The sequence below is a fragment of the Stenotrophomonas maltophilia genome, assembly GCF_025642255.1.
Lineage (GTDB): Bacteria > Pseudomonadota > Gammaproteobacteria > Xanthomonadales > Xanthomonadaceae > Stenotrophomonas > Stenotrophomonas maltophilia_P.
In genome coordinates this window covers 3,503,178-3,524,121 of record NZ_CP106759.1, presented here as the reverse complement: position 1 = coordinate 3,524,121, position 20,944 = coordinate 3,503,178, and the positions used below count along the sequence as shown (strand labels likewise).

The following is a 20,944-nucleotide window of genomic DNA, read 5'->3' as shown; positions in this document are numbered from 1 at the left end:
GAGTCGAGCCATGCTCGACTTTGCAAGCATGCGAAAAACACGAAGGACCTCTGCCATGAAACGACTGATCCTGCTCACCGCCTGCACCCTGGCCCTGGCCGCCTGCAGCAATCCCGAAGAAGAGCGCAAGGCGCAGGAAGCCGCCGCGGCCGCCGTTCAGGCGCAGAAGGAAGCCAAGGCCGAGGACGTGGCCAGGCAGTACGACATGGCCGTCGCCGCGCAGGACTGGGAGCGCGCGCGACTGCATGGCGCCGCGCTGCTGGATGAGTACAAGGACACGGCCGCCGCCGAGCGCATCGCCGCAGGCTTCGACGAGGTCAAGGCCAAGGGCGATGCCGCGCGCGACCTGCGCCGCATGCAGGCGCTGTGGCAGTACAACCAGATACCGGTCGGCAACAAGGGCAACCAGGTGTCGGCGCAGATCTACAGCAAGGAACGGGTGGACGTGGATGGCAGCGGCGCAAAGCCGGTGCAGCTGGTGTTCCGCGATCATCCGGAGTGGAAGCGGCACGCCTACCTGGTGCTGCAGGCCGGCGATTTCCGCTGCCCGAAGTGCACGGTGAAGGTGACCGTGGACGACGGCAAGCCGGTGTCGATGGCCGCCTGGCGGCCGCAGACCGATGAGGCGATTGCGCTGTTCATCACCGATCAGAAGGCGCTGTGGAAGCTGGCGCGCAAGGGCAAGTCGATCAGCATCGAGTTCCCGGTCAAGGCCGGCGGCACCCGCACGGCGGTGTTCGAGACCGGGGGCGTGGACGCAAGCCGCATGCCGTCGTGGTGGCAGTGATGATCGCGACGGGCAGCGCAGTGCACGCGTTGTCCGCGATCCGGCACTGGGTGTTCGACATGGACGGCACGCTGACTGTGGCCGTGCATGATTTCGCCGCGATCCGCCGCGCACTGGAGATCGCCGCCGAGGAAGACATCCTCGACCATATCGCGGCGCTGCCCGACGCATCGGCGCAGGCCAAGCGTGAGTGGTTGCTGGACCACGAGCGCGGGCTGGCCGAGGAGGCGTTGCCGGCACCGGGCGCGGTGAAGCTGCTGCGCGCGCTGGCGGCGGCTGGCTGCCGGCTGGGCATCCTGACCCGCAACGACCATGCGCTGGCGAAGCTGACGCTGGAGGCGATCGGGGTCGGGGAACTGTTCGACGATGCCGACATCATCGGCCGCGAAGAAGCGGTGCCCAAGCCCTCGCCGGATGGCCTGCAGCAGCACCTGCGGCGTTGGGGCATTGCCGCCGCGCAGGCGGTGATGGTGGGTGACCACGCCTATGATCTGGACTGCGGCCGTGCCGCCGGCACCCACACCGTGCTGGTCAACCTGCCTGACAACCCGTGGCCGGGCCGCGCGGATTGGCACTTCGCCGATTGCCGCGCCCTGTTGGCAGCGTGGCAGGGCGCATGACCGTGTAGAGCCGAGCCCGCGCTCGGCTGCTCTGCGGTCAGATCGCGCTGGCGCGCGCAAGCCGAGCATGGGCTCGGCTCTACAGACAGCAGGCAACGTGTCGGTCGGAAGTTCCGGTGGTGCCGGCCGCTGGCCGGCAGTGTCGACCCAGGTCGACACCCACCGAGCAGATGCGCGGGCAGCTCGGTTTACGCGCCCAGCGCGTAACCGAACTGCTGCTTGAACTGCTCGTTGAACTCATCGAAGGTGAAGCGCTGGTTCTGGGTGCCCGGGTGCTCGACCTTCAGTGCGCCCATCAGGTTGCCCATGCGGCCGATGGTCAGCCAGTCGTAGCCTTTCTGGATGCCGTAGATCAGGCCGGCGCGGAAGGCATCGCCGCAGCCGGTCGGATCGACCACACGGCGCTCGTGCGCCGGCGGGATGTCGTAGCTCTTGTCCGGCGTGTGGATGACCGCGCCCTTCGGGCCGCGGGTGGTGATGTAGGCCTGCACGCGGCTGACGATTTCCTTCTCGTCCCAGCCGGTGCGTTCCTGCAGCAGGTTCGACTCGTAGTCGTTGACCACCACGTAGTCGGCCTGCTCGATGAACTGGCGCAGCTCCGGTCCGTTGAACAGCGGCATGGCCTGGCCCGGGTCGAAGATGAACGGGATGCCGTCCTCGTGGAACTCCAGCGCGTTCTGGATCATGCCTTCGCGGCCGTCCGGGCCGACCAGGCCCAGGGTCACGCCCGGCACGCCACGCACGTGGTTCTCGTAGGAGCGCATCATCGCGCCCGGGTGGAAGGCGGTGATCTGGTTGTTGTCGTGGTCGGTGGTGATGAAGGCCTGCGGGGTGAACAGCTCATCGATCACGCGCACGCGCGACAGGTCGATGCCCAGGCCATCGAAGTACTCGCGGTACGGGCCGAAGTCCGAGCCGACCGTGCCCATCGGGATCGGGTGGCCGCCCAGCAGATGCAGGTTGTAGGCGATGTTGCCGGCGCAGCCGCCGAACTCGCGGCGCATCCGCGGGACCAGGAACGACACGTTCAGGATGTGCACCTTGTCCGGCAGGATGTGATTCTTGAACTGGTCCGGAAACACCATGATGGTGTCGAAGGCAAGAGAACCACAGATCAGAGCGGACATCGATGTAAGCCTATGCGGTGAATTTTGGGGTGGGCCTGCCCGCTTCGACGGGCAAGCAAACGGCGCCCTTGGGCGCCCGACGGCGCAAAGGTTACCCGCTGGTGCCGCTCAGGGCCAGAAGCGGGTGATGCCGGATCAGGCCCAAAGCCTGTGAAGACGCGGGTTCAGCTGGATTTTTCCTTGCTCGGCGGCAGGCGGGTTGCTAGGCTTGTCGGCCTCGATTTCTGCCCATTTTTTCGCCATCCCGCGGCGGGCACGACACCCCTCAGGACTCCTTCCTCAGATGTTCAAGAAACTCCGTGGCATGTTCTCCAATGACCTGTCCATCGACCTGGGCACGGCCAACACCCTCATCTACGTGCGCGGGCAGGGGATCGTGCTGAACGAGCCGTCGGTCGTGGCCGTGCGCCAGGACCGTGCCATCGGTGGCACCCGCTCGGTGGCAGCCGTCGGTGCCGAGGCCAAGCAGATGCTGGGCCGTACCCCGGGCCACATCACCACCATCCGCCCGATGAAGGATGGCGTCATCGCCGACTTCACCTATACCGAGGCGATGCTCAAGCACTTCATCAAGAAGGTGCACAAGTCCCGCGTGCTGCGCCCGAGTCCGCGCGTGCTGGTCTGTGTGCCGGCCGGCTCGACCCAGGTCGAGCGTCGTGCGATCAAGGAATCGGCCGAGGAAGCCGGTGCCCGCGACGTGTACCTGATCGAAGAGCCGATGGCCGCTGCGATCGGCGCCGGCATGCCGGTCACCGAAGCCCGTGGCTCGATGGTCATCGATATCGGCGGTGGCACCACCGAAGTGGCGGTCATCTCCCTCAACGGCATCGTCTATTCGGCCTCCGTCCGAATCGGTGGCGACCGCTTCGACGAGTCGATCACCAACTACGTGCGCCGCAACCACGGCATGCTGATCGGTGAAGCCACGGCCGAGCGCATCAAGGTGGAGCTGGGCTGTGCCTACCCGCAGGCAGAGGTGCAGGAGCTGGAGATTTCCGGCCGCAACCTCGCCGAGGGCGTGCCGAAGATGATCAAGATCAGCTCCAACGAAGTGCTCGAAGCCCTGCACGAACCCCTGTCGGGCATCGTCAGCGCGGTCAAGCTGGCCCTGGAGCAGACGCCGCCGGAACTGTGCGCCGACGTCGCCGAGCGCGGCATCGTGCTGACCGGTGGTGGCGCCCTGCTGCGCGACCTGGATCGCCTGATCTCCGAGGAGACCGGCCTGCACGTGCAGGTGGCCGACGATCCGCTGACCTGCGTGGCCCGCGGCGGTGGTCGTGCGCTGGAGCTGGTCGACATGCACGGCAACGAGTTCTTTGCGCCGGAATAAGCCGTCCCGGCCGTTCCTGCCCGCAGCGCCCCTCCGGGGTGCGGCCCGTCGCGTTGGCGGGCCGGCACCGGCGGGGCGTCCGCGTGTTTCCCCTCCGCCTTCTGCCAGTTGAATCGTTGCCGTGCCGCCCTACGCCGGTCCTCCCGTTGCTTCCCGATCCGGTGATGCCGCCAGCCCGCTGCGGCTGCTGGCCTATCTCGCGCTGGCCATCACCCTGATCGTCCTCGACGACCAGGCCGGCTGGCTGGCGCGCCTGCGCGAACAGGCCAACACCCTGGTGCAGCCGGTCTGGGCCCTGGCAGGCCTGCCGGGCAAGCTGGGCAGCCAGGTCAAGGACAACGCGGCCAGCCACAGCCAGCTGGTCAGCGAGAACCGCGAGCTGCGCAACCAGCTGCTGCTGGCCAACGCCCGCCTGACCCGTCTGCAGACCGCTGCGCTGGACAATGCCCAGCTGCGCGAACTGTTGAACGTGGCCGAGCGCAGCGGCCTGGACGTGCAGTTGGCGCCGATCCTCGATATCGACCTGGACCCAGTGAAACAGCGTCTGGTGCTCGACGCAGGCAGCCGCGAGGGAGTGCATGTCGGCCAGGCGGTGATCGACGCCGGTGGGCTGATGGGCCAGGTGATCAGCGTTACCGGCGGCACCTCTACCGTGCTGCTGCTGACCGACCCCGACCATGCCGTGCCGGTGACCGTGGCCCGCAACGGTGTCCGCCTGATCGTCTACGGTCGCGGCGATACGCTGGAACTGCGCGACATCCCGCTCAGTGCCGGGGTGGAAGTGGGCGATGAGATCGTCACCTCTGGTCTCGGTGGCCGTTTCCCGGCCGGTTTCCCGGTCGGCACCATCACCGCGCTGCGCCCGGATGACACCCATGCCTTCCTGGTCGGTGAGCTGAAGCCGGCCGCACAGCTCGACCGCGGCCGCGATGTGCTGCTGCTGCGCCCGGGCGCAGCGATCCGCATCCCGCCGGAAGTACGCCTGCAGCTGGAGGACACCGCGCCGGGCGGGCCAGCCAATGCGGCTACCGTGCCGGTCCCGGCAATTCCGGCAGCAGCACCGGCAGACACCCGCGCAGGGCAGCCGTCGGCGCCGGCCGTCACTCCGGCGTCTTCGACCGCCCCGGATCCGCAGCCGGCAACCGGACCGGCCGCCGCCGCAGAGGTCCAGCGATGAGCCGCCTGCGCGACAATCCCTGGGTGCTGCCGGCCAGTCTGGTGGTGGCCCTGCTGCTGGGCCTGCTGCCGTTGCCGGCCCTGCTGCAGCCGCTGCGCCCGTACTGGCTGGCGCTGGTGCTGGCGTACTGGGTGATCGAAACGCCCGAGCGCGTTGGTCTCGGCATCGCATTCGCCAGTGGCGTTGTCGCCGACCTGCTGTATGGCGGGGTGCTGGGTGAACAAGCGCTGCGCCTGGTGATGCTGGCCTTCATCCTGCAGCGCTTCCGAGCCCGCATCCGCTTCTTCCCGATATCCCAGCAGATGCTCGCCATTGGTGGCCTGCTGTTCAACGACCGCATCGTCAGCGCGCTGGTGCACATCGTGGTGGATGAGCCGACGCTGCCGTGGTCGTACTGGTGGGCGCCGCTGCTGGGCATGGGCCTGTGGCCGCTGGTATTCGTGCTGCTGGACGCGGTGCGTTTCGGCAAACGCGGGCGTTGAGCCATGATTCCGCGCCGCCAGGTCAAGAACCCGCACGCCGAAGCCGAGCAGTTCCGCCGTCGTGCGGCGCTGGGTTTCCTGGGGGTGCTGGTCTGCCTGCTCGGGCTGGGCGGCTGGTACTTCAAGCTGCAGGTGCTGGACCACGACATCTACGCCACCCGTTCGGAAGCCAACCGCATCAAGCCGCGGCCGGTGGTGCCGGGGCGCGGCATGATCTACGACCGCAACGGCCGCCTGCTGGCCGAGAACGTGCCGGCTTTCCGCCTGGACGTGACCCCGGACAAGGTCAAGGACATGGATGCCACGCTGGAAGGACTGGCAAAGATCATCGAGATCAGTCCGGAAGAGCTGGAGGCGTTCAACAAGTCGCGCAAGGCGCGCCGGAAGTTCCTGCCGGTCACGCTCAAGCTGCGCATGACCGACGATGAGATGGCACGCTTCGCCGTCGATCGCTGGCGCTTCCCGGGTGTCGAGCTGGAGCCCTACCTGACCCGTCGTTATCCGTACGGCGATCTGTTCGCGCATATCATCGGCTACGTCGGTCGTGTCGATGACAAGGATCTGGAGATCCTTGGCGAGGGCAATGCCGCGTTGACCCACATCGGCAAGTCGGGCCTGGAGCGTTATTACGAGCAGCAGCTGCGCGGCAAGGTCGGTTACGAGCAGGTGGAGACCAACGTGCAGGGCCGTGCGATCCGCACCATCGGCCGCGTTGCCGCGCAGTCCGGTGTCGACCTGCGCCTGTCGATCGACGCCGACCTGCAGCGGGCGATGGTTGCCGCCTTCGGCGACCAGGAAGGCTCGGCGGTCGCGATGGACCCGCGCACGGGCGAGGTCCTGGCGATGGTCAGCCTGCCGTCGTACGACCCGAACCTGTTCGTCAACGGCATCTCCCACGCCGATTTCAAAGCGTTGAACGACAATCCATCGCGCCCGCAGTTCAACCGCCTTGTACTGGGCGGCGTGGCCCCCGGCTCGACGCTCAAGCCGCTGATCGCATTGGCCGGTCTGGACGCCGGTGTGCGCCGCCCGGAAGACAAGATCCTGTCCACCGGCATGTTCTACCTGCCCGGCACCAGCCGCGGCTGGGGCGATGCCAACCGTGGCGGCCATGGCTGGACCGACCTGCGCAAGTCGATCTCAAATTCGGTCAATACCTATTACTACCGGCTGGCATTGGACCTGGGCATCGAGCGTTTCGACCATTACATGGACTATTACGGTTTCGGCCAGCCGACCGGCATCGACCTGACCGGCGAGATCGGCGGCATCCTGCCGTCACCGGCGTACAAGCGGAAGACCCGCAAGGAAGCGTGGTACCCCGGCGATACGGTCAACATCAGCATCGGCCAGGGCGACTGGAAGGTCACCCCGCTGCAGCTGGCGCGGGGCGTCAGCGGTCTGGCCAGCGGGCAGCTGCGCACGCCGCACCTGGTCATCCAGCAGCGCGAAGGGTTCGACAGCGAGTGGACCGGGGTGCCGGCACGCGACAGCAAGCCGGTCAGCCCCAATCCGAACAACGTGCAGGCCGTGCGCGAAGGCATGATGGCGACCATGCAGCCCGGCGGCAGCGGCTGGCGGGTGGCGGTCGGGGCGCCGTACGTGATGGCCGGCAAGACCGGCACCGCGCAGGTGGTCAGCCGCCGTGGCACGGCAGCGGTGAATCCCAAGAGCCTGCCGATGCACCTGCGCCACCGTGCGCTGTTCGTTGGCTTCGCGCCGGCTGATCAGCCGGTGATCGCATTGGCGATCGCGGTGGAAGGCGGCGGTTACGGCGGCTCGGCAGCTGCGCCGATCGCACGCAAGGTGTTCGATGCCTGGCTGTTGGGCAAGATGCCCGATGGCATCCAGCCGCTGGACAGCGAACGCGGCACCACCGCCATCGGTGCGACCGCTTTCGACAACGAGGACGTGGGCGCCCGCCAGGCGGGGGATGCTGCCGCCGCGCAGGTCGGTGAGCATCCGGTGCTGATCGGCGCTGCGGCCCCGCAGCCCCAGCCGCAGCCGGGAACACCCGCTGCGCCGGCACCGGCACTGCCTGCCGCGCCGCGTCCACCGGCAGCTGCGGAGGCGACGCGATGAAGGCCTTCCTGCGATGGGCCGGGGACATGCTGCGGCGCTTCTTCAGCACGCTGGACTGGGTGCTGTGCCTTGCCCTGGGCGCGTTGATGATGATCGGCCTGGCCACGCTGAAGAGTGCAGGCGGCGACAGCCTGGTGATGGCGCAGGGCGCCCGATTCGCCGTGGGCATGGCCGCGCTGTGGGCCATCTCGCGGGTACCGATCCTGCGCATCCGTTCGGCGACGCCGATGATCTACGCGATCTCGATGATCCCGTTGCTGGCGGTGTTCGTGCTCGGTACCGGCAAATACGGCCGGCAGTGGCTGGACCTGAAGTTCTTCTACCTGCAGCCGGCTGAACTGCTGAAGGTCAGCCTGCCGATGATGGTGGCCTGGTACCTGCACCGGGTGCCCTTGCCGCCACGCATCAATACGGTGCTGGTGTCGCTGGTCATCATCGGCGTGCCGACCGGTCTGGTGATGCTGCAGCCGGACTTCGGCACGGGCGTGCTGATCGCCGCCAGCGGCGTGTTCGTGCTGCTGCTGGCCGGGTTGCCATGGTGGTGGGTGGGGCTGGGCGTGGGCGGCGTGGCCGCGGTTGCGCCGGTGGCCTGGTTCTGGCTGCTGCGGCCCTACCAGAAGGACCGCATCATGATGTTCCTCGACCCGGAAATGGATGCACTGGGCGCGGGCTGGAACATCATCCAGTCGAAGATCGCGATCGGTTCCGGCGGGTTCGACGGCAAGGGCTGGGGCGAAGGCTCGCAGTCGCACCTGAACTTCATTCCCGAGCAGACCACCGACTTTGCGTTCTCGGTGTTGAGCGAGGAATTCGGCTGGATCGGCGTGGCCGTCGTGCTGGCGCTGTACCTGGTGGTGATCGGGCGCTGCCTGTGGATTGCCAGCCAGTCGCGCGACTCCTATTCGCGGCTGCTGGCCGGTGCCACCGGCCTGGCGTTCTTCGTCTACGTGCTGGTCAATGGCGGAATGATCTCGGGTCTGTTGCCGGTGGTGGGCGTGCCGATGCCGTTGATCAGCTATGGCGGTACGTCGGCCGTCTCGCTGCTGGCCGGCTTCGGGCTGGTGATGGCGGTGCGCAGCCACAATCCCGTGCACGGCGGCTACGGCTAGTACCTCCGGGAGCGCGCGGCCGGTGCGGGTTGCGGCACGTCTGCGGTTTCGCGCAAGGCGGGGCCCTCCAACGCTTGCGCAAGGCCCTTCATGGAAGCGTTCCCATGAAGACGCGCGACAGCAGGTCTGCCGACCAAAGCCCTAAAAAAACGTTATCTGGTTCACACTTTTACACTGCGTTGATTTTGATCAATGGACTTGTCGTAAACGGCCTGCACAATGGCGGCCCGTTCGGCACGGCGCGCCGTCTATCGTTGCAGCGCGAGGGGGCGTCGGGCGGGAAGCAGTACTGATCCAACGGATACAGGCGCGCGGGGCACTGCCACTGGGGAGCGGCAGCCGCGCGCGTATCGACCGGATCCGGTCGCCGGTTGCGTCTGCGGGGATGGGGACGCAACCGGCAACCTCTCAACTGAATACGATGGATCGCTCACATCGTTTTCACAATTTCGACTGCTTGCAAGCAAATCGTTGTGATTCATGGTGTTAGGGGTTTTAATTCATCCATGACCTGCTAACCTGCGACGATGATTCGACGCACTCTGGCCTGCATGCTTACCCTCGGCCTGGTCGCCTGCGCGACCCAGCCGACATCTCCACCGTCTTCACCGCAGGCCAGCAGTACGCCGCGCCATCCGGCCACCAAGCCCAAGGGACCGGCCGAGGCCGCGCCGGAAGCCACCGCCGCCACCGCGCCGCCGGTCGATCTCACGCCGGTTCCGTTCGAGACTGCGCGCGCCACCTTCATCGCCGATACCGCCAAGCGTTACGGACTCCAGCCCGACGAGATCCGTCGCGTGCTCGACCAGGCGCAGGTGCGCCAGCCGATCATCGCCGCGATGTCGCGCCCTGCCGAACGGGTCAAACCCTGGAACGAATACCGGCCGATGTTCATCAGCAAGGCGCGCATCGAGGGGGGCCGTGCCTTCCTCGCCGAACACCGCGCCGAGCTGGATCGCGTGCAGCAGCGCACCGGTGTTCCGGCCGAGGTGATCGTGGCGATCATCGGCGTGGAGACAAGCTATGGCAGGAATGCCGGCAACCACCGCGTGCTCGATGCGCTGTACACGCTGGCCTTCTACTACCCGCGCAGCGGCGATCCGGAGAAGCTGGAACGCGAGGTGCGCCGCGAGCTGTTCTTCCGTGATGAACTGGCCAAGCTGTTTGAACTGGGCCGCGAGGAGAAACTCGACATCACCACGCTCAAGGGCAGCTATGCCGGTGCGATGGGCATGGGCCAGTTCATGCCGTCCAGCTACCTGGACTATGCCGTGGATGGCAACGGCGACGGTCGCCGTGACCTGTTCAACAGCTACGACGACGTGTTTTCCTCCATTGCCAACTACTTCGTGAAGAAGGGAGGCTGGGTCCGGGGCGGGCAGGTGGCCGTGCCGGCGACACTCGCTCCGGGGCGCGAGGAATTCAATCCGACCGAGTGGGCACCGACCTGGTCGCTGGCCGATCTGGCCCAGCGTGGCTATCAGCCTGCCGCACCGGTACAGCCGGGTGCGACGGCCACTCCGGTTACGCTCGAGGGCAGCGCCGGCAAGCAGTACTGGCTGGGCTTCCAGAACTACTACGCGATCACCCGCTACAACCTCTCGAAGATGTATGCGATGGCCGTGTTCCAGTTGTCGCAGGCCATTGCCGGACAGGAGCTGCCCCCGGCATGAACATCAGATGGCTGGTCCCTGGATTGATCGTCCTCGCGCTGGCCGCCTGCAGCAGCGCGCCGAAGAAGCCGGCCACCGCCGGCCACGGTGGAACGCCTTCCGGTACGGTGGTGCAGGGCAGGGGCACGCGCCCGGCGCATTGTCCGGAGGGATCGCCCTATGCGGCGGCCAAGGAAGACCCGAACACGCGGGGCAACTACACCGCCGGCGGCCTGTACCGGCCGGGCGTGAAAGACAGCACGCCGACCTACATTCCGAACGTGGCCTGCATTCCCGAGCCGGAAGTGACGGCTGAAACACGCTCGGCCATCGGCAACAAATCGCCGTACGTGGTGCTGGGCAAGTCGTACAAGGTGCTCGACGATACCCGCGATTATGTCGAGCGCGGTACGGCGTCGTACTACGGCGCCAAGTTCCATGGCCGCCTGACCTCGAACCGGGAGGTCTACGACATGTACCAGTTCACCGCTGCGCACAAGACGCTGCCGCTGCCCAGCTTCGCCCGCGTGACCAATCTGGACAACGGCGAGTCGGTGATCGTGCGGGTCAATGACCGGGGCCCGTTCCACGATGGCCGCGTGGTCGATCTGAGCTATGCCGCTGCGGTACGCCTGGGCATCACCCAGCGCGGAACCGGCAATGTGGAGGTGCGCGCGCTGCAGCCGGGTGAGGGCAATCTGCTGGCGCAGAAGCCGTCGCGCCGCGAGCGCCGGGCGGCCGAAGCCGCCGCCGCTGCCGGTGCGGCGACGACGATGGCGAGCACTGTCGCCACGCGCCCGGCGGCCGACAGCGACATCGACCGCCTGGTCAAACGCCTGCCTGCCGATGCGGCGCCGACCCGGGGCCAGCCGGCCACCACGCAGGCGGTGGTCAGCACGTTGCCGGACGTGGCGGTCAGCAGCCTGCCGCCGAGTGCAGTGGGCGTCCGCACTGCGGCACCTGCCGCTGCGCCGGCGAGGGTCGCCGCCACGGCGCCGCGCGCTTCCGCGGCACCGGCCAGCAGCCCCACGCTGTCGCAGCAGGTGGTGGGTGCGGTGATGGTGCAGGTGGCCAGCTTCTCCAACCGTGACAATGCCAATCGTGCGATGGGCCAGCTCAATGCGGCCGGCATCGTCGGCGCGACCATCAGCGACATCGCCGCCGGTGGCCGCACGCTCTTCCGTCTGCGCGTACCCGCCAGCGACCATGCCAGTGCCGCGGAACTTGTCGGCCGCATCGCCGGTCTGGGCCTTGGATCGCCGCAGATCGTCAAGGATTGATCCCGCCCGGGTCGGTGCTGCCGGCCCGGGCCCCCCCGGCCTACAATGGCCATTCTGTTCCCCCTCCATTCCCGGCCGTCCCTGGAGCCCGCTGTCCAATGAATTTCCGTTCCGCCGCCACCGCCCTGGCCGCCACCCTGGTGGTGGGCCTGGCTTCTGCCCAGACGCCGCTGCCGACCCCGGCCGCACCTGCACCTGCCGCCGCTGCGGCTCCGGCCACCGTGGCCACGCCACCGGCCCCGGTGCCGAGTGTGTCCAAGGCCTGGATCCTGATGGACTACGCCACCGGCCAGGTGCTGGCGGGCGAGAACATCCACGAGCAGCTGGCGCCGGCCAGCATCACCAAGGTGATGACCTCCTACGTGATCGCCGCTGAGGTCAAGAACGGCAAGGTCCGTGCGGATGACCAGGTGATGATGAGCGAGCGCGCCTGGCGCGAAGGCGGTGCGGGTACCGACGGCAGCTACAGCGGCTTCCCGGTGAACCAGACCGCGCGCCTGGAAGACATGGAAAAGGGCATGGCCATCCAGTCCGGCAACGATGCCGCGATCGCCCTGGCCGAGCACGTGGCGGGCAGCGAGGAAGCCTTCGCCTCGCTGATGAACAGCTACGCCGCCAAGATCGGCATGAAGAACTCGCACTTCGTCAACGCCCACGGCCTGACCGCCGCGGGCCACCACAGCACCGCCTATGACCTGGCGCTGCTGGGCCGGGCGATGGTGCGTGATTACCCGGAAACCTACGCGTACAACAAGATCAAGGAATTCCAGGTCGGCAACATCAAGCAGCCCAACCGCAACCTGCTGTTGTGGCGCGACGGCAGTGTCGATGGCATCAAGACCGGGCACACCTCCGAGGCGGGCTACTGCCTGATGAGTTCGGCGCAGCGCGGCGACCAGCGCCTGATCGCGGTGGTGCTGGGCGGCGCCTCCGAGAAGCAGCGCGCCGATGACAGCCTGGCGCTGTTGAACTGGGGCTTCCGGTTCTTCGAAACGCACCGCCTGTATGAGCCGGGCAAGGCCGTCGCCGAGCACAAGGTGTGGAAGGGCACCAGTGACAAGGTGCAGCTGGGCGTGGCGCAGCCGATGCTGGTCAGCGTGCCGCGTGGCCGCTACAACGATCTGAAGCCGAGCATCGATGTGCCCAAGACCCTGGAAGCGCCGTTCACGGCCGGCCAGCAGATCGGCACGGTGAAGGTGAGCCTGGATGGCAAGGTGGTGGCCGAAGCGCCGCTGGTGGCGGTGGCTGCCGTCGAGCAGGCCGGTTTCTTCAAGCGCCTGTGGGACAGCTTCTGGATGTGGTGGGAATCGGAATGATGCGCAGCGACGTGCGCTGACATGAAAAGGAAAAGGCCGGCGCATGCCGGCCTTTTCCGTTGCAGCCAATGTGCGGACCAGATGTCCGCACTGTTCTAGAGCGAACGGCTGATGGTGAAGCTGCCGAATACCGGTGCCTCGCGCTGGCCGTTGAACTCGCGGGTGCTGTGGTAGCGCGCCGCCGCGAACTTCCAGCGACCGCGCATCACCGCGATTCCGTAGCCGCCGTAGGCCACGATGTGGCGCTTGTCGACGCTGTGGCTGTTGCGGAAGGTGTTGCCGTCCAGGGTGATGTTGCGGATCACCCAGGCGGCATCGCTGGTGGCGAACAGGTGCCATGACCAGCCGCTCGGCCTGCCACCGCGGGTCGGCGCGGTGTTCTCGCCGGCAGGACGCAGCGGCGTGCTGCCGAAGTCATCCGGCAGTTTCCAGCCGAAGCGCACCTCGCCACCGATGTTGGCCTTGGTCGCCAGGTTGCCGACCGAGCCGCCGTAGTGGCTGATCGCGTCCCAGCCCCAGCCGCCCGCGTTGATGCTGGCGTCGCCCGGCCAACGACGCATCCGCTCATGGGTCAGCATCACCAGCGGCTCGTTGTGCAGCTGGTTGTCCCAGCCCTGGAACTTCTCGTCGCCCAGCACCTCATGCACAGCGTTCTGCACCTGCTTGCCCTGGGCCCACGGACCGACAACGCCCAGCGTCAGCTGGGTGGTCTGCAGCCGATCACCACTGCGCGCGTTGTAGCCGAAGCTGGCGATCAGCACGCCCGCGTAGGGGCGGTCATCCTTGATCAGATCCTTCCGGGTGAAGTCGGTCGGGGTGAAGATGCCCTGGGCGATGCTGAAGATCATGTTCTGCTGTTCGAACCGGCCCGGGTGCAGGCGCTCCAGATAGCCGTTGACCCAGCGCGCCAGGCGCGGCAGGCAGGGATCGTCGGTGTAATCGACGAGGTTCGGTGATACGAAGGTCAGTTCGGCACCGTTGGTATACCCCTGGTCCTGGTGGCGGCCGCCGAACAGGTCGTTGTCAACGCGGAAATTGATCTGCGGCGGGTGCTCACGCATGGCATCGGGGCCGCATTGTTCGGCGGCCTGCGCGGCAAGGGGGAGGGCGGCGGCCAGGAGGCCGGACAGCCCGAGGGCTGCGACGCTACGCATGGATGGAATGCTCATGGGGAAAGGGGTGGTCGTCTGTCGTTATATGCAACGACACGGTACCCCGGCCCGCGTGACGGTACGAGCGCGTCCCGGTCACTTGTCTGTTCCGAAAACGACATTGTCTCGTGACGACAACCGGCGCCGGGGCGTGCCGCGCCCCGGCGCAGCAGGAAGCTGAATGGGAATTCAGGTGCAACGCAGCGGCCTGCCGGTGTCCGTGTTGACCTGGATGAATACTCTTGGGTTTGTTGCCCTGCGGCCCGATAATGGGTCCATGGAAATCAAGTCCGACAACCCCGACCACGGCTTCCAGTTCCCCGGCCAGTTCGAGCTCAGCGCCATGGGCCCGGCCAACCGCGGCCTGGAGCATGAGCTTCCCCGACTGCTGCAGGCCGAAGGCCTCGACGTCGTGAACGAGCGCATCAGCTGGAAGCATTCGTCCAATGGCAAGTACGTGTCGGTCCGGCTGGTGTTCAAGGCCGAGACCCGCGAACAGTACGACGCCGCCCATCGGGCGCTGCGCGATCACCCGGAAGTGAAGTGGACGCTGTAGCCGACAGCTGCCCGGCCGACGCCGCTCCGGAAAACCGCCCGCCGCGTCCGGCGCTGGTGCGCGACCTTGGCCGCCAGGCCTATGAGCCGGTCTGGCGGGCGATGCAGCGCTTCACCGATCAGCGCGCTGACGAGACGACCGACGAGCTGTGGGTGGTCGAACACGATCCGGTGTTCACCCTCGGCCAGGCCGGCAAGGACGAGCATGTGCTGGCGCCGGGGGCGATCCCGGTGCTGCACGTGGACCGCGGCGGCCAGGTCACCTACCACGGGCCGGGGCAGATCGTAATCTACCCGCTGCTGCGCCTGCCGCGCCTGGGCATCGGCGTGCGCGACTACGTGTGCCGCATCGAGCAGGCCATCATCGATACGTTGGCCGAATGGAACATCGGTGCCGAACGCCGCGAAGGTGCCCCGGGCGTCTACGTTGGCAATGCCAAGATTGCCGCGCTGGGCATCCGCGTGCGCCGTGGCTGCACCTTCCATGGCCTGGCCTTCAACGTGGCCATGGACCTGGAACCCTTCCACCGCATCAACCCCTGTGGTTACCAGGGGCTGCAGGTGACCTCGGTGGTAGACTTGGGCGGGCCGTCCGGGATGGATGCCGTCAAGACGGTGCTGCTGGAACAGCTGGCCCGCCAGTTCGGCCTGCGGCTGCAGCAGGTGCCCGAACTGCCTGATCTCTCTGCGGCCGCGTGACCGCTCCCCGGAACTGCCATGACTGAAACCACTGCCCGCACCATTCCCCTGCAGATCGTGCAGGGCGACATTCCGACCGCCGCACCGTTGCAGGCCGGCGTCAAGCAGCTGGGCGGGGACAAGATCAACCGTTCGCCGGTTCAGTTCGCCGATGCACCGGTGCTGCGCAAGCCCTCCTGGATCCGCGTGCGCATTCCCTCGGGCAATGCGGTCCAGAACCTGAAGGCCAAGCTGCGCGAGAACCGCCTGGTGACGGTCTGCGAGGAAGCCAGCTGCCCGAACATCCATGAGTGCTTCGGCCACGGTACGGCGACCTTCATGATCCTGGGCGAGGTCTGTACCCGCCGCTGCTCGTTCTGCGACGTCGCCCACGGCCGGCCCAAGCCGCCGGATGCCAACGAGCCGGCCAGCCTCGGCCAGACGGTGGCCGACATGGGCCTGAAGTATGTGGTGGTGACCAGTGTCGACCGCGATGACCTGCGCGACGGCGGTGCCCAGCACTTCGTCGACTGCATCACCGCCATCCGTGAGAAGTCGCCGGGTACCCGCATCGAAGTGCTGACCCCGGACTTCCGCGGCAAGGGCCGCATGGAGCGCGCGCTGGACATCCTCGCGCAGAACCCGCCGGACGTGTTCAACCACAACATCGAGACCGTGCCGGACCTGTACCGCAACGTGCGCCCGGGCGCGGACTACCAGTGGTCGCTGACGCTGCTGAAGAACTTCAAGGCCCAGCACCCGCAGGTGCCGACCAAGAGCGGCATCATGCTGGGTCTGGGCGAGGACTTCGAGCAGATCAAGGCGACGATGCGTGACCTGCGTGCCCACGACGTGGACATGATCACCATCGGCCAGTACCTGCAGCCGACCGCGCACCACCACCCGGTGCTGAAGTACTGGACGCCCGAGGATTACAAGGCGCTGGAAGACTACGGGTATGAGCTGGGCTTCAGCCACGTCGCCTCCGGCCCCATGGTGCGCTCTTCGTACCACGCCGACGTGCAGGCCAAGGGCGCCGGCGTTTCCTGACCGGTAGCGCCGGGCCATGCCCGGCGGTTCTTTCCCGCTGCGCTCGCCGGGCATGGCCCGGCGCTACCGATGGGCGTGCCTACCACCGTGGTGGGCGCGGACCGTTGGTCCGCACGCCTTCGCCTGCATTCACAATTTGCTACACCGGCCCCGCTAGGCTGGTTTTCCACCGGATGCGGACGGGTGACAAACCCGGCAACTTTCGGCACTGTCGTGATGTCTGAACACCACGCAGTCTCCCCCTTGGCAAGGCGCCTTCGAGCACGTTCATGAAATTCAAAGCCCCCGCATTCCTGATGGCCCTGGCGCTGGTAGCGCCGCTGGCGCTGTCGGCCAAGGCCGATTCGCCGGCGCTGCCGGCTGCGGCGACCGCCGATCAGGTGACCACCTCCAAGCTGGTGTACGGCCTGTTGTCCGACAGCCGGTACGCCTACCGTCCGCGTGCGCTCGATGAAGCCACCTCCAAGGATGTGTTCAAGCGTTACCTGGAGACCCTGGACGGCGGCAAGCAGTACTTCACCCAGGCCGATGTGGCGCGCTTCGCACCCTTCGAGGCGAACATCGCCAATGCCATCCGTGGCGGTGAACTTGAGCCGGCCTTCCAGGTCTTCGCGGTGTACAAGCAGCGCGTAGGCGAGCGCGTGGCCTACGCACGCAAGCTGCTCAGGCAGGAGCCGGACTTCACCACCGACGAGCGCTTTGAGTACGACCGCAAGAAGGTGCCGTGGGCAGCCAGCAATGCCGAGCTGGATGAGCTGTGGCGCAAGTCGGTCAAGAACGACTGGCTGCGCCTGAAGCTGGCCGGCAAGAAGCCGGACGACATCCGCAAGACGCTGGACAAGCGTTACGCGACGCTGGAGAAGTCGGTCAACGAGCTGAAGGGCGAGGATGTCTTCCAGTTCTTCCTCAACGCCTACACCAGTGCGGTCGATCCGCACACCGACTACTTCACTCCGCGTACCGCCGAGAACTTCAACCAGGCGATGTCGCTGTCACTGGAAGGCATCGGTGCGCAGCTGCAGCGCCAGGACGACATGGTGGTGATCCGCGAGATCATCGCCGGCGGACCGGCCTCCGTGGATGGCACCCTGAAGCCGGGTGACCGCATCGTCGGTGTCGGCCAGGGCAAGTCGGGCGTGGTCGAGGATGTGATCGGCTGGCGCATCGACGACGTCGTGGCCAAGATCCGCGGTGCCAAGGATACCCAGGTCAAGCTGGAGTTCATCCCGGCCGAGGAGGGCGCCGATGGCAAGCATCACACCCTGGTCCTGACCCGGCAGAAGGTGCGCCTGGCCGAGCAGGCCGCCAAGGGTGAAACCATGACCATTCCGGCCGCCAACGGCGAGCCGGCACGGAAGATCGGCGTGATCAAGCTGCCGACCTTCTACCAGGACTTCGAGGGCCGTCGCCGCAATGCCGCCGATTACGCGTCGGCCACGCGCGATGTGGCCAAGCTGCTGGCGGGCTTCAAGAACGACAAGCTCGACGGCGTCGTGCTGGACCTGCGCAACAACGGTGGTGGCTCGCTGGACGAGGCGATCGAACTGACCGGGCTGTTCATCGAACAGGGCCCCGTGGTGCAGGTGCGTGAATCGGGCGGCCGCATCACCGTCAACAGCGACCGCAATCAGGGCGTGGCGTGGGACGGCCCGCTGGCCGTGCTGGTCAACCGTGGTTCGGCCTCGGCGTCGGAAATCTTCGCCGGTGCCATCCAGGACTACGGCCGCGGCCTGGTGATCGGCGAGACCACCTTCGGCAAGGGCACCGTGCAGAACATCGTCGACCTTGACCGCTGGCCGAGCGGCGAAACGCAGCGCTTCGGCCAGGTCAAGCTGACCATCGCCCAGTTCTTCCGCATCAGCGGCAGCAGCACCCAGCACAAGGGCGTGGTGCCGGACCTGGCGTTCCCCGCCAGCGTCGATGCCACCGAGTTCGGCGAAAGCACCTACGACAACGCCCTGCCGTGGACCCGCATCGCCGCGGTGCCGCATACGCAGTACGGCAACTTCGCGCCGCTGCTGCCGAAGCTGGAAACCCGCCACGAGGCACGCATCGCCACCGACAAGGAATTCGTGTGGTGGAACGAGGATGTCGAGCAGTTCCGTGCCGAAGCGGCGAAGAAGTATGTCTCGCTCAATGAGGCGACGCGTCGTGCCGAGCGGGAACGCCAGGACACCCAGCGCAAGGAGCGCCAGATCATGCGCAAGGAGCTGGGCCTGGCATTGGATCCGCTGGCCGATGACAGCAGCGATGACGGCCTGACTGGCAACGAGCGCGATATCGTCAAGGATGCCGCCCGTGAGAAGGCCGCCGAGAAGCGACCGGACCCGCTGCTGCGTGAATCCGCTGCGATCCTGGCCGATGCGGTGAATCTGCTGGCAAATGATCGCCCGCTGTCGGCGCAGGTGCTGCCGCAGTCCACCGGGGCCGGTCGCTGGGCCGACTGAGCCACGCGTGACATGAAGTACCCCACGGGGCCGGCAATGCCGGCCCCGTCTGCGTTGACGGGCAGCGCCGGGCCATGCCCGGCGAGCGCAGCGGTTGGCGGACGCTGTCGGGCCATGGCCGGGGCTGCCGGTGCATGAACCGGGAGCAACAGCCTGCGCCGCCAGCGGTGCTGTCGACCTGCCGCACACGGGGGCGGGACTACCCTTGCAGCTACCTTTCTCGCAGGAGTTCCCATGCGGGTCTCCCCTCTGTGCAGCGTTGCCGTGGGTATCGCCAGTACCCTGATCCTGTCGGCCTGCGGTGGCCGCGCCGCCGACAGCACCGTACTGCGCGAGTCCTTCGATTCCGGCGACACCTTCTCCCGGACGGTCGACAGCCGCCCGGCCGATGCCTGTGAAGCGGCGCGACGGGCCCTGCTCAGCCAGGGCTATGCGATCGCCCGCGTCGATGACACGCAGGTGGAGGGGAGCAAGAACTTCCAGCCACGCGAGGACGATCACGAGCAGCTGGTACTCCGCATCTCCTGCGCGCCGCGTGGCGGCCAGTCGCTGGTGTTCGTCAGCGCGGTGCAGGACCGCTATGCGTTGAAGAAGAGCCCGACCTCGGCCAGCGTGGGCGTGGGCGCGCTGGGTTCGGTATCGCTGCCGTTCGGCAGCAATGACGATTCCCTGGTGAAGGTCGCCAGCAGCACCATCACCGATGCCGACTTCTACCGCCGGTTCTTCCAGCGCCTGCAGCAGTACCTGCCGGCCGCCCCCGGTGAGGCGCCGCCGGTTCCGGAACGGTTGCCTGCTCCCCCCGTATCGGAGCCGGCGGCGGCGACGGATCAGGGTTGAGCGTGCGGCGTGGGCTGATGGTCATGGCCCTGCTGCTGGCTTCGCCGGCAGGCAGCGCGGCGGCGGCCGCGGACTGCACGCAGGGCCTGCTGCAGCGGCTGGGCTGGCGGTTTGAAGTGGCTGCGGTCAGTGCGCCGCAGGTCCAGGGTGGCCCGGTGTGCACCCGGGCATCGCTGGCCGAGGCGCAGGCCGCAGGTGATCTGCGTGTGCGATGGCCGCAGACGCTGGACGGGGCGCAGCGCGAGGCGCTGCTGCAGCAGCTGCTGGAGGATCCTGCCACGGTCTGTGCCTATGCCTTCGAACTGGGCGCGGCGACCCGGCGTGCCGCCACGTCGCTGCAGGGCAACCCGCAGTTCCGCTTCTCCGGCGCACAGCTGGGCTGGATCGGCTTCGGGATGCAGGGCGCACGGGCGCAGGGGTGGCAACGCGTGCGCAGCTTCGGCCGCGGCTACGTTCCCGTGGATGGCAACAGCCGCGCGCTGCAGGCGTTCTACGGCGGTGCGGTGCGTGCCGAATGCGGTGTCGGCCGCCAGGTCGCGCAGCTGGCAACGCAGCGTGAGCTGTATGGCGATGCTGCGTTCGACGCGGAGTTCACCGCAGGCGAACTGTCGATCGGCACCTTCATCGCGCTGCACGGCACCGACAGTGTCCTGCTCGGTGCGCATGCGGGCGACTTCCTTGCCGACGGCAAAGCCGTGCGCACCTCGGCGAGGGGACGTCAGGCCTTCGCGGGCGTGCCCGGCTTCATCGAACACGTATACGACAAAAGCACGCTGGACGATCTGAGCAACCAGGCCGAGAACTTCGTCGTGGTCGACGTCGGGCCAGACGCAGCACAGGCGCTTGCCCGCCACGGAGGCCTGGCCTGGTACGACCAGCGCAACGCCGAGCTGTGGCAACTGGCGCAGGGGCTGCCGCGGGTGGGGCGGCGCTATTTCGAGCGGCTCCTGTTCGAACGCGACCCCGGACTGCGGGCGCGCCTTCCAGCGCGCTACCACGCCCGCCTGGCACGCATGGATCAGGTGCTGGACGATCCGTTCTACCAGCAGTTCGTGATCTACGTGCATCCGCGCGGTATACGTCCTATCGGCTACCACATCGCCCGGCTGCTCGACCGCAATCCACGAACGCCGTTTTCGATCGACCTGGCGGTGCACAATCTGCATACCACGCTCTACCGGCGTTGGCGCGAGGCGCAGCTGCGCCACTGTGCGTCAACCGGCAGGCCAGGCAGCCTGACCCTAGACCCCAACTGAAGGTGAAA

19 protein-coding genes are annotated in these 20,944 nt (G+C 67.2%); 17 read left to right on the top strand and 2 right to left on the bottom strand.

The features are described 5' to 3' along the window. Positions 1 to 55 precede the first annotated feature (55 nt). Positions 56 to 787, top strand: coding sequence for a hypothetical protein (locus tag N8888_RS16065; protein WP_262101455.1), 732 nt, complete (start codon positions 56 to 58; stop codon positions 785 to 787). Then, a complete protein-coding gene (locus tag N8888_RS16060; RefSeq protein ID WP_111186198.1) occupies positions 787 to 1,407 on the top strand; it encodes an HAD family hydrolase in 621 nt (206 codons plus the stop codon). Before N8888_RS16065 ends, N8888_RS16060 begins: the two co-directional genes overlap by 1 nt. A 188-nt stretch (positions 1,408 to 1,595) precedes the next feature. Here the strand turns inward: N8888_RS16060 and N8888_RS16055 are convergent, their stop codons facing one another. Then, a complete protein-coding gene (locus N8888_RS16055; protein ID WP_053519641.1) occupies positions 1,596 to 2,534 on the bottom strand; it encodes a carbohydrate kinase family protein in 939 nt (312 codons plus the stop codon). A 283-nt stretch (positions 2,535 to 2,817) separates the two neighbouring features. On the opposite strand from N8888_RS16055, the gene N8888_RS16050 reads away from it, so the two are divergent. The 9 genes from N8888_RS16050 to N8888_RS16010 all read left to right on the top strand — a co-directional run bounded on the left by N8888_RS16050 (position 2,818) and on the right by N8888_RS16010 (position 12,962). Then, the gene (locus N8888_RS16050; RefSeq protein ID WP_005411077.1) at positions 2,818 to 3,864 is read left to right on the top strand and encodes a rod shape-determining protein; all 1,047 of its coding nucleotides are present in this window, start codon (positions 2,818 to 2,820) and stop codon (positions 3,862 to 3,864) included. Positions 3,865 to 3,985: 121 nt separating this feature from the next. Beyond that, complete coding sequence (mreC, locus tag N8888_RS16045; protein ID WP_111186197.1) at positions 3,986 to 5,041, top strand: rod shape-determining protein MreC; 1,056 nt, start codon at positions 3,986 to 3,988, stop codon at positions 5,039 to 5,041. Further along, on the top strand, positions 5,038 to 5,523 hold the full coding sequence (gene mreD / locus N8888_RS16040) for a rod shape-determining protein MreD (RefSeq protein WP_111186196.1): 486 nt from the start codon (positions 5,038 to 5,040) through the stop codon (positions 5,521 to 5,523). Before mreC ends, mreD begins: the two co-directional genes overlap by 4 nt. Positions 5,524 to 5,526: 3 nt before the next feature. Beyond that, a complete protein-coding gene (gene mrdA, locus N8888_RS16035; RefSeq protein WP_128989985.1) occupies positions 5,527 to 7,605 on the top strand; it encodes a penicillin-binding protein 2 in 2,079 nt (692 codons plus the stop codon). After that, positions 7,602 to 8,714: a rod shape-determining protein RodA gene (rodA, locus tag N8888_RS16030; protein WP_111186195.1), complete on the top strand. Its 1,113-nt coding sequence runs from the start codon at positions 7,602 to 7,604 to the stop codon at positions 8,712 to 8,714. Before mrdA ends, rodA begins: the two co-directional genes overlap by 4 nt. Before the next feature lie 104 nt (positions 8,715 to 8,818). After that, positions 8,819 to 9,007: a hypothetical protein gene (locus N8888_RS16025; RefSeq protein ID WP_155760164.1), complete on the top strand. Its 189-nt coding sequence runs from the start codon at positions 8,819 to 8,821 to the stop codon at positions 9,005 to 9,007. A gap of 234 nt (positions 9,008 to 9,241) precedes the next feature. Beyond that, complete coding sequence (mltB, locus tag N8888_RS16020) at positions 9,242 to 10,387, top strand: lytic murein transglycosylase B (protein WP_197572549.1); 1,146 nt, start codon at positions 9,242 to 9,244, stop codon at positions 10,385 to 10,387. Further along, positions 10,384 to 11,646: a septal ring lytic transglycosylase RlpA family protein gene (locus N8888_RS16015; protein ID WP_197600926.1), complete on the top strand. Its 1,263-nt coding sequence runs from the start codon at positions 10,384 to 10,386 to the stop codon at positions 11,644 to 11,646. Before mltB ends, N8888_RS16015 begins: the two co-directional genes overlap by 4 nt. A gap of 98 nt (positions 11,647 to 11,744) precedes the next feature. Further along, on the top strand, positions 11,745 to 12,962 hold the full coding sequence (locus N8888_RS16010; RefSeq protein ID WP_053519634.1) for a D-alanyl-D-alanine carboxypeptidase family protein: 1,218 nt from the start codon (positions 11,745 to 11,747) through the stop codon (positions 12,960 to 12,962). A gap of 95 nt (positions 12,963 to 13,057) precedes the next feature. Here N8888_RS16010 and N8888_RS16005 read toward each other — a convergent pair whose 3' ends face one another. Further along, complete coding sequence (locus tag N8888_RS16005) at positions 13,058 to 14,116, bottom strand: lipid A deacylase LpxR family protein (RefSeq protein ID WP_263175792.1); 1,059 nt, start codon at positions 14,114 to 14,116, stop codon at positions 13,058 to 13,060. Between the two features lie 274 nt (positions 14,117 to 14,390). Here N8888_RS16005 and N8888_RS16000 point away from each other — a divergent pair, with 274 nt between their 5' ends. The 6 genes from N8888_RS16000 to N8888_RS15975 all read left to right on the top strand — a co-directional run bounded on the left by N8888_RS16000 (position 14,391) and on the right by N8888_RS15975 (position 20,936). Then, positions 14,391 to 14,669 carry a YbeD family protein gene (locus N8888_RS16000; RefSeq protein ID WP_053519645.1) on the top strand — a complete coding sequence of 93 codons (279 nt, stop codon included), beginning with the start codon at positions 14,391 to 14,393 and terminating at the stop codon, positions 14,667 to 14,669. Continuing rightward, entirely contained in the window at positions 14,657 to 15,367 is a 711-nt protein-coding gene (gene lipB, locus N8888_RS15995; protein ID WP_263175789.1) for a lipoyl(octanoyl) transferase LipB, read from the top strand. The genes N8888_RS16000 and lipB overlap by 13 nt, the downstream gene beginning before the upstream one ends. A gap of 18 nt (positions 15,368 to 15,385) precedes the next feature. Further along, positions 15,386 to 16,396 (top strand): lipoyl synthase, encoded by a 1,011-nt coding sequence (gene lipA / locus N8888_RS15990; RefSeq protein ID WP_065175161.1) that lies wholly within the window; start codon positions 15,386 to 15,388, stop codon positions 16,394 to 16,396. A gap of 269 nt (positions 16,397 to 16,665) precedes the next feature. After that, positions 16,666 to 18,843 carry a carboxy terminal-processing peptidase gene (locus N8888_RS15985; RefSeq protein WP_053519630.1) on the top strand — a complete coding sequence of 726 codons (2,178 nt, stop codon included), beginning with the start codon at positions 16,666 to 16,668 and terminating at the stop codon, positions 18,841 to 18,843. Positions 18,844 to 19,077: 234 nt separating this feature from the next. Continuing rightward, positions 19,078 to 19,680 (top strand): DUF2242 domain-containing protein, encoded by a 603-nt coding sequence (locus N8888_RS15980; RefSeq protein ID WP_263175785.1) that lies wholly within the window; start codon positions 19,078 to 19,080, stop codon positions 19,678 to 19,680. Positions 19,681 to 19,697: 17 nt separating this feature from the next. After that, positions 19,698 to 20,936 (top strand): hypothetical protein, encoded by a 1,239-nt coding sequence (locus N8888_RS15975; protein ID WP_263175784.1) that lies wholly within the window; start codon positions 19,698 to 19,700, stop codon positions 20,934 to 20,936. Positions 20,937 to 20,944: the final 8 nt, after the last annotated feature.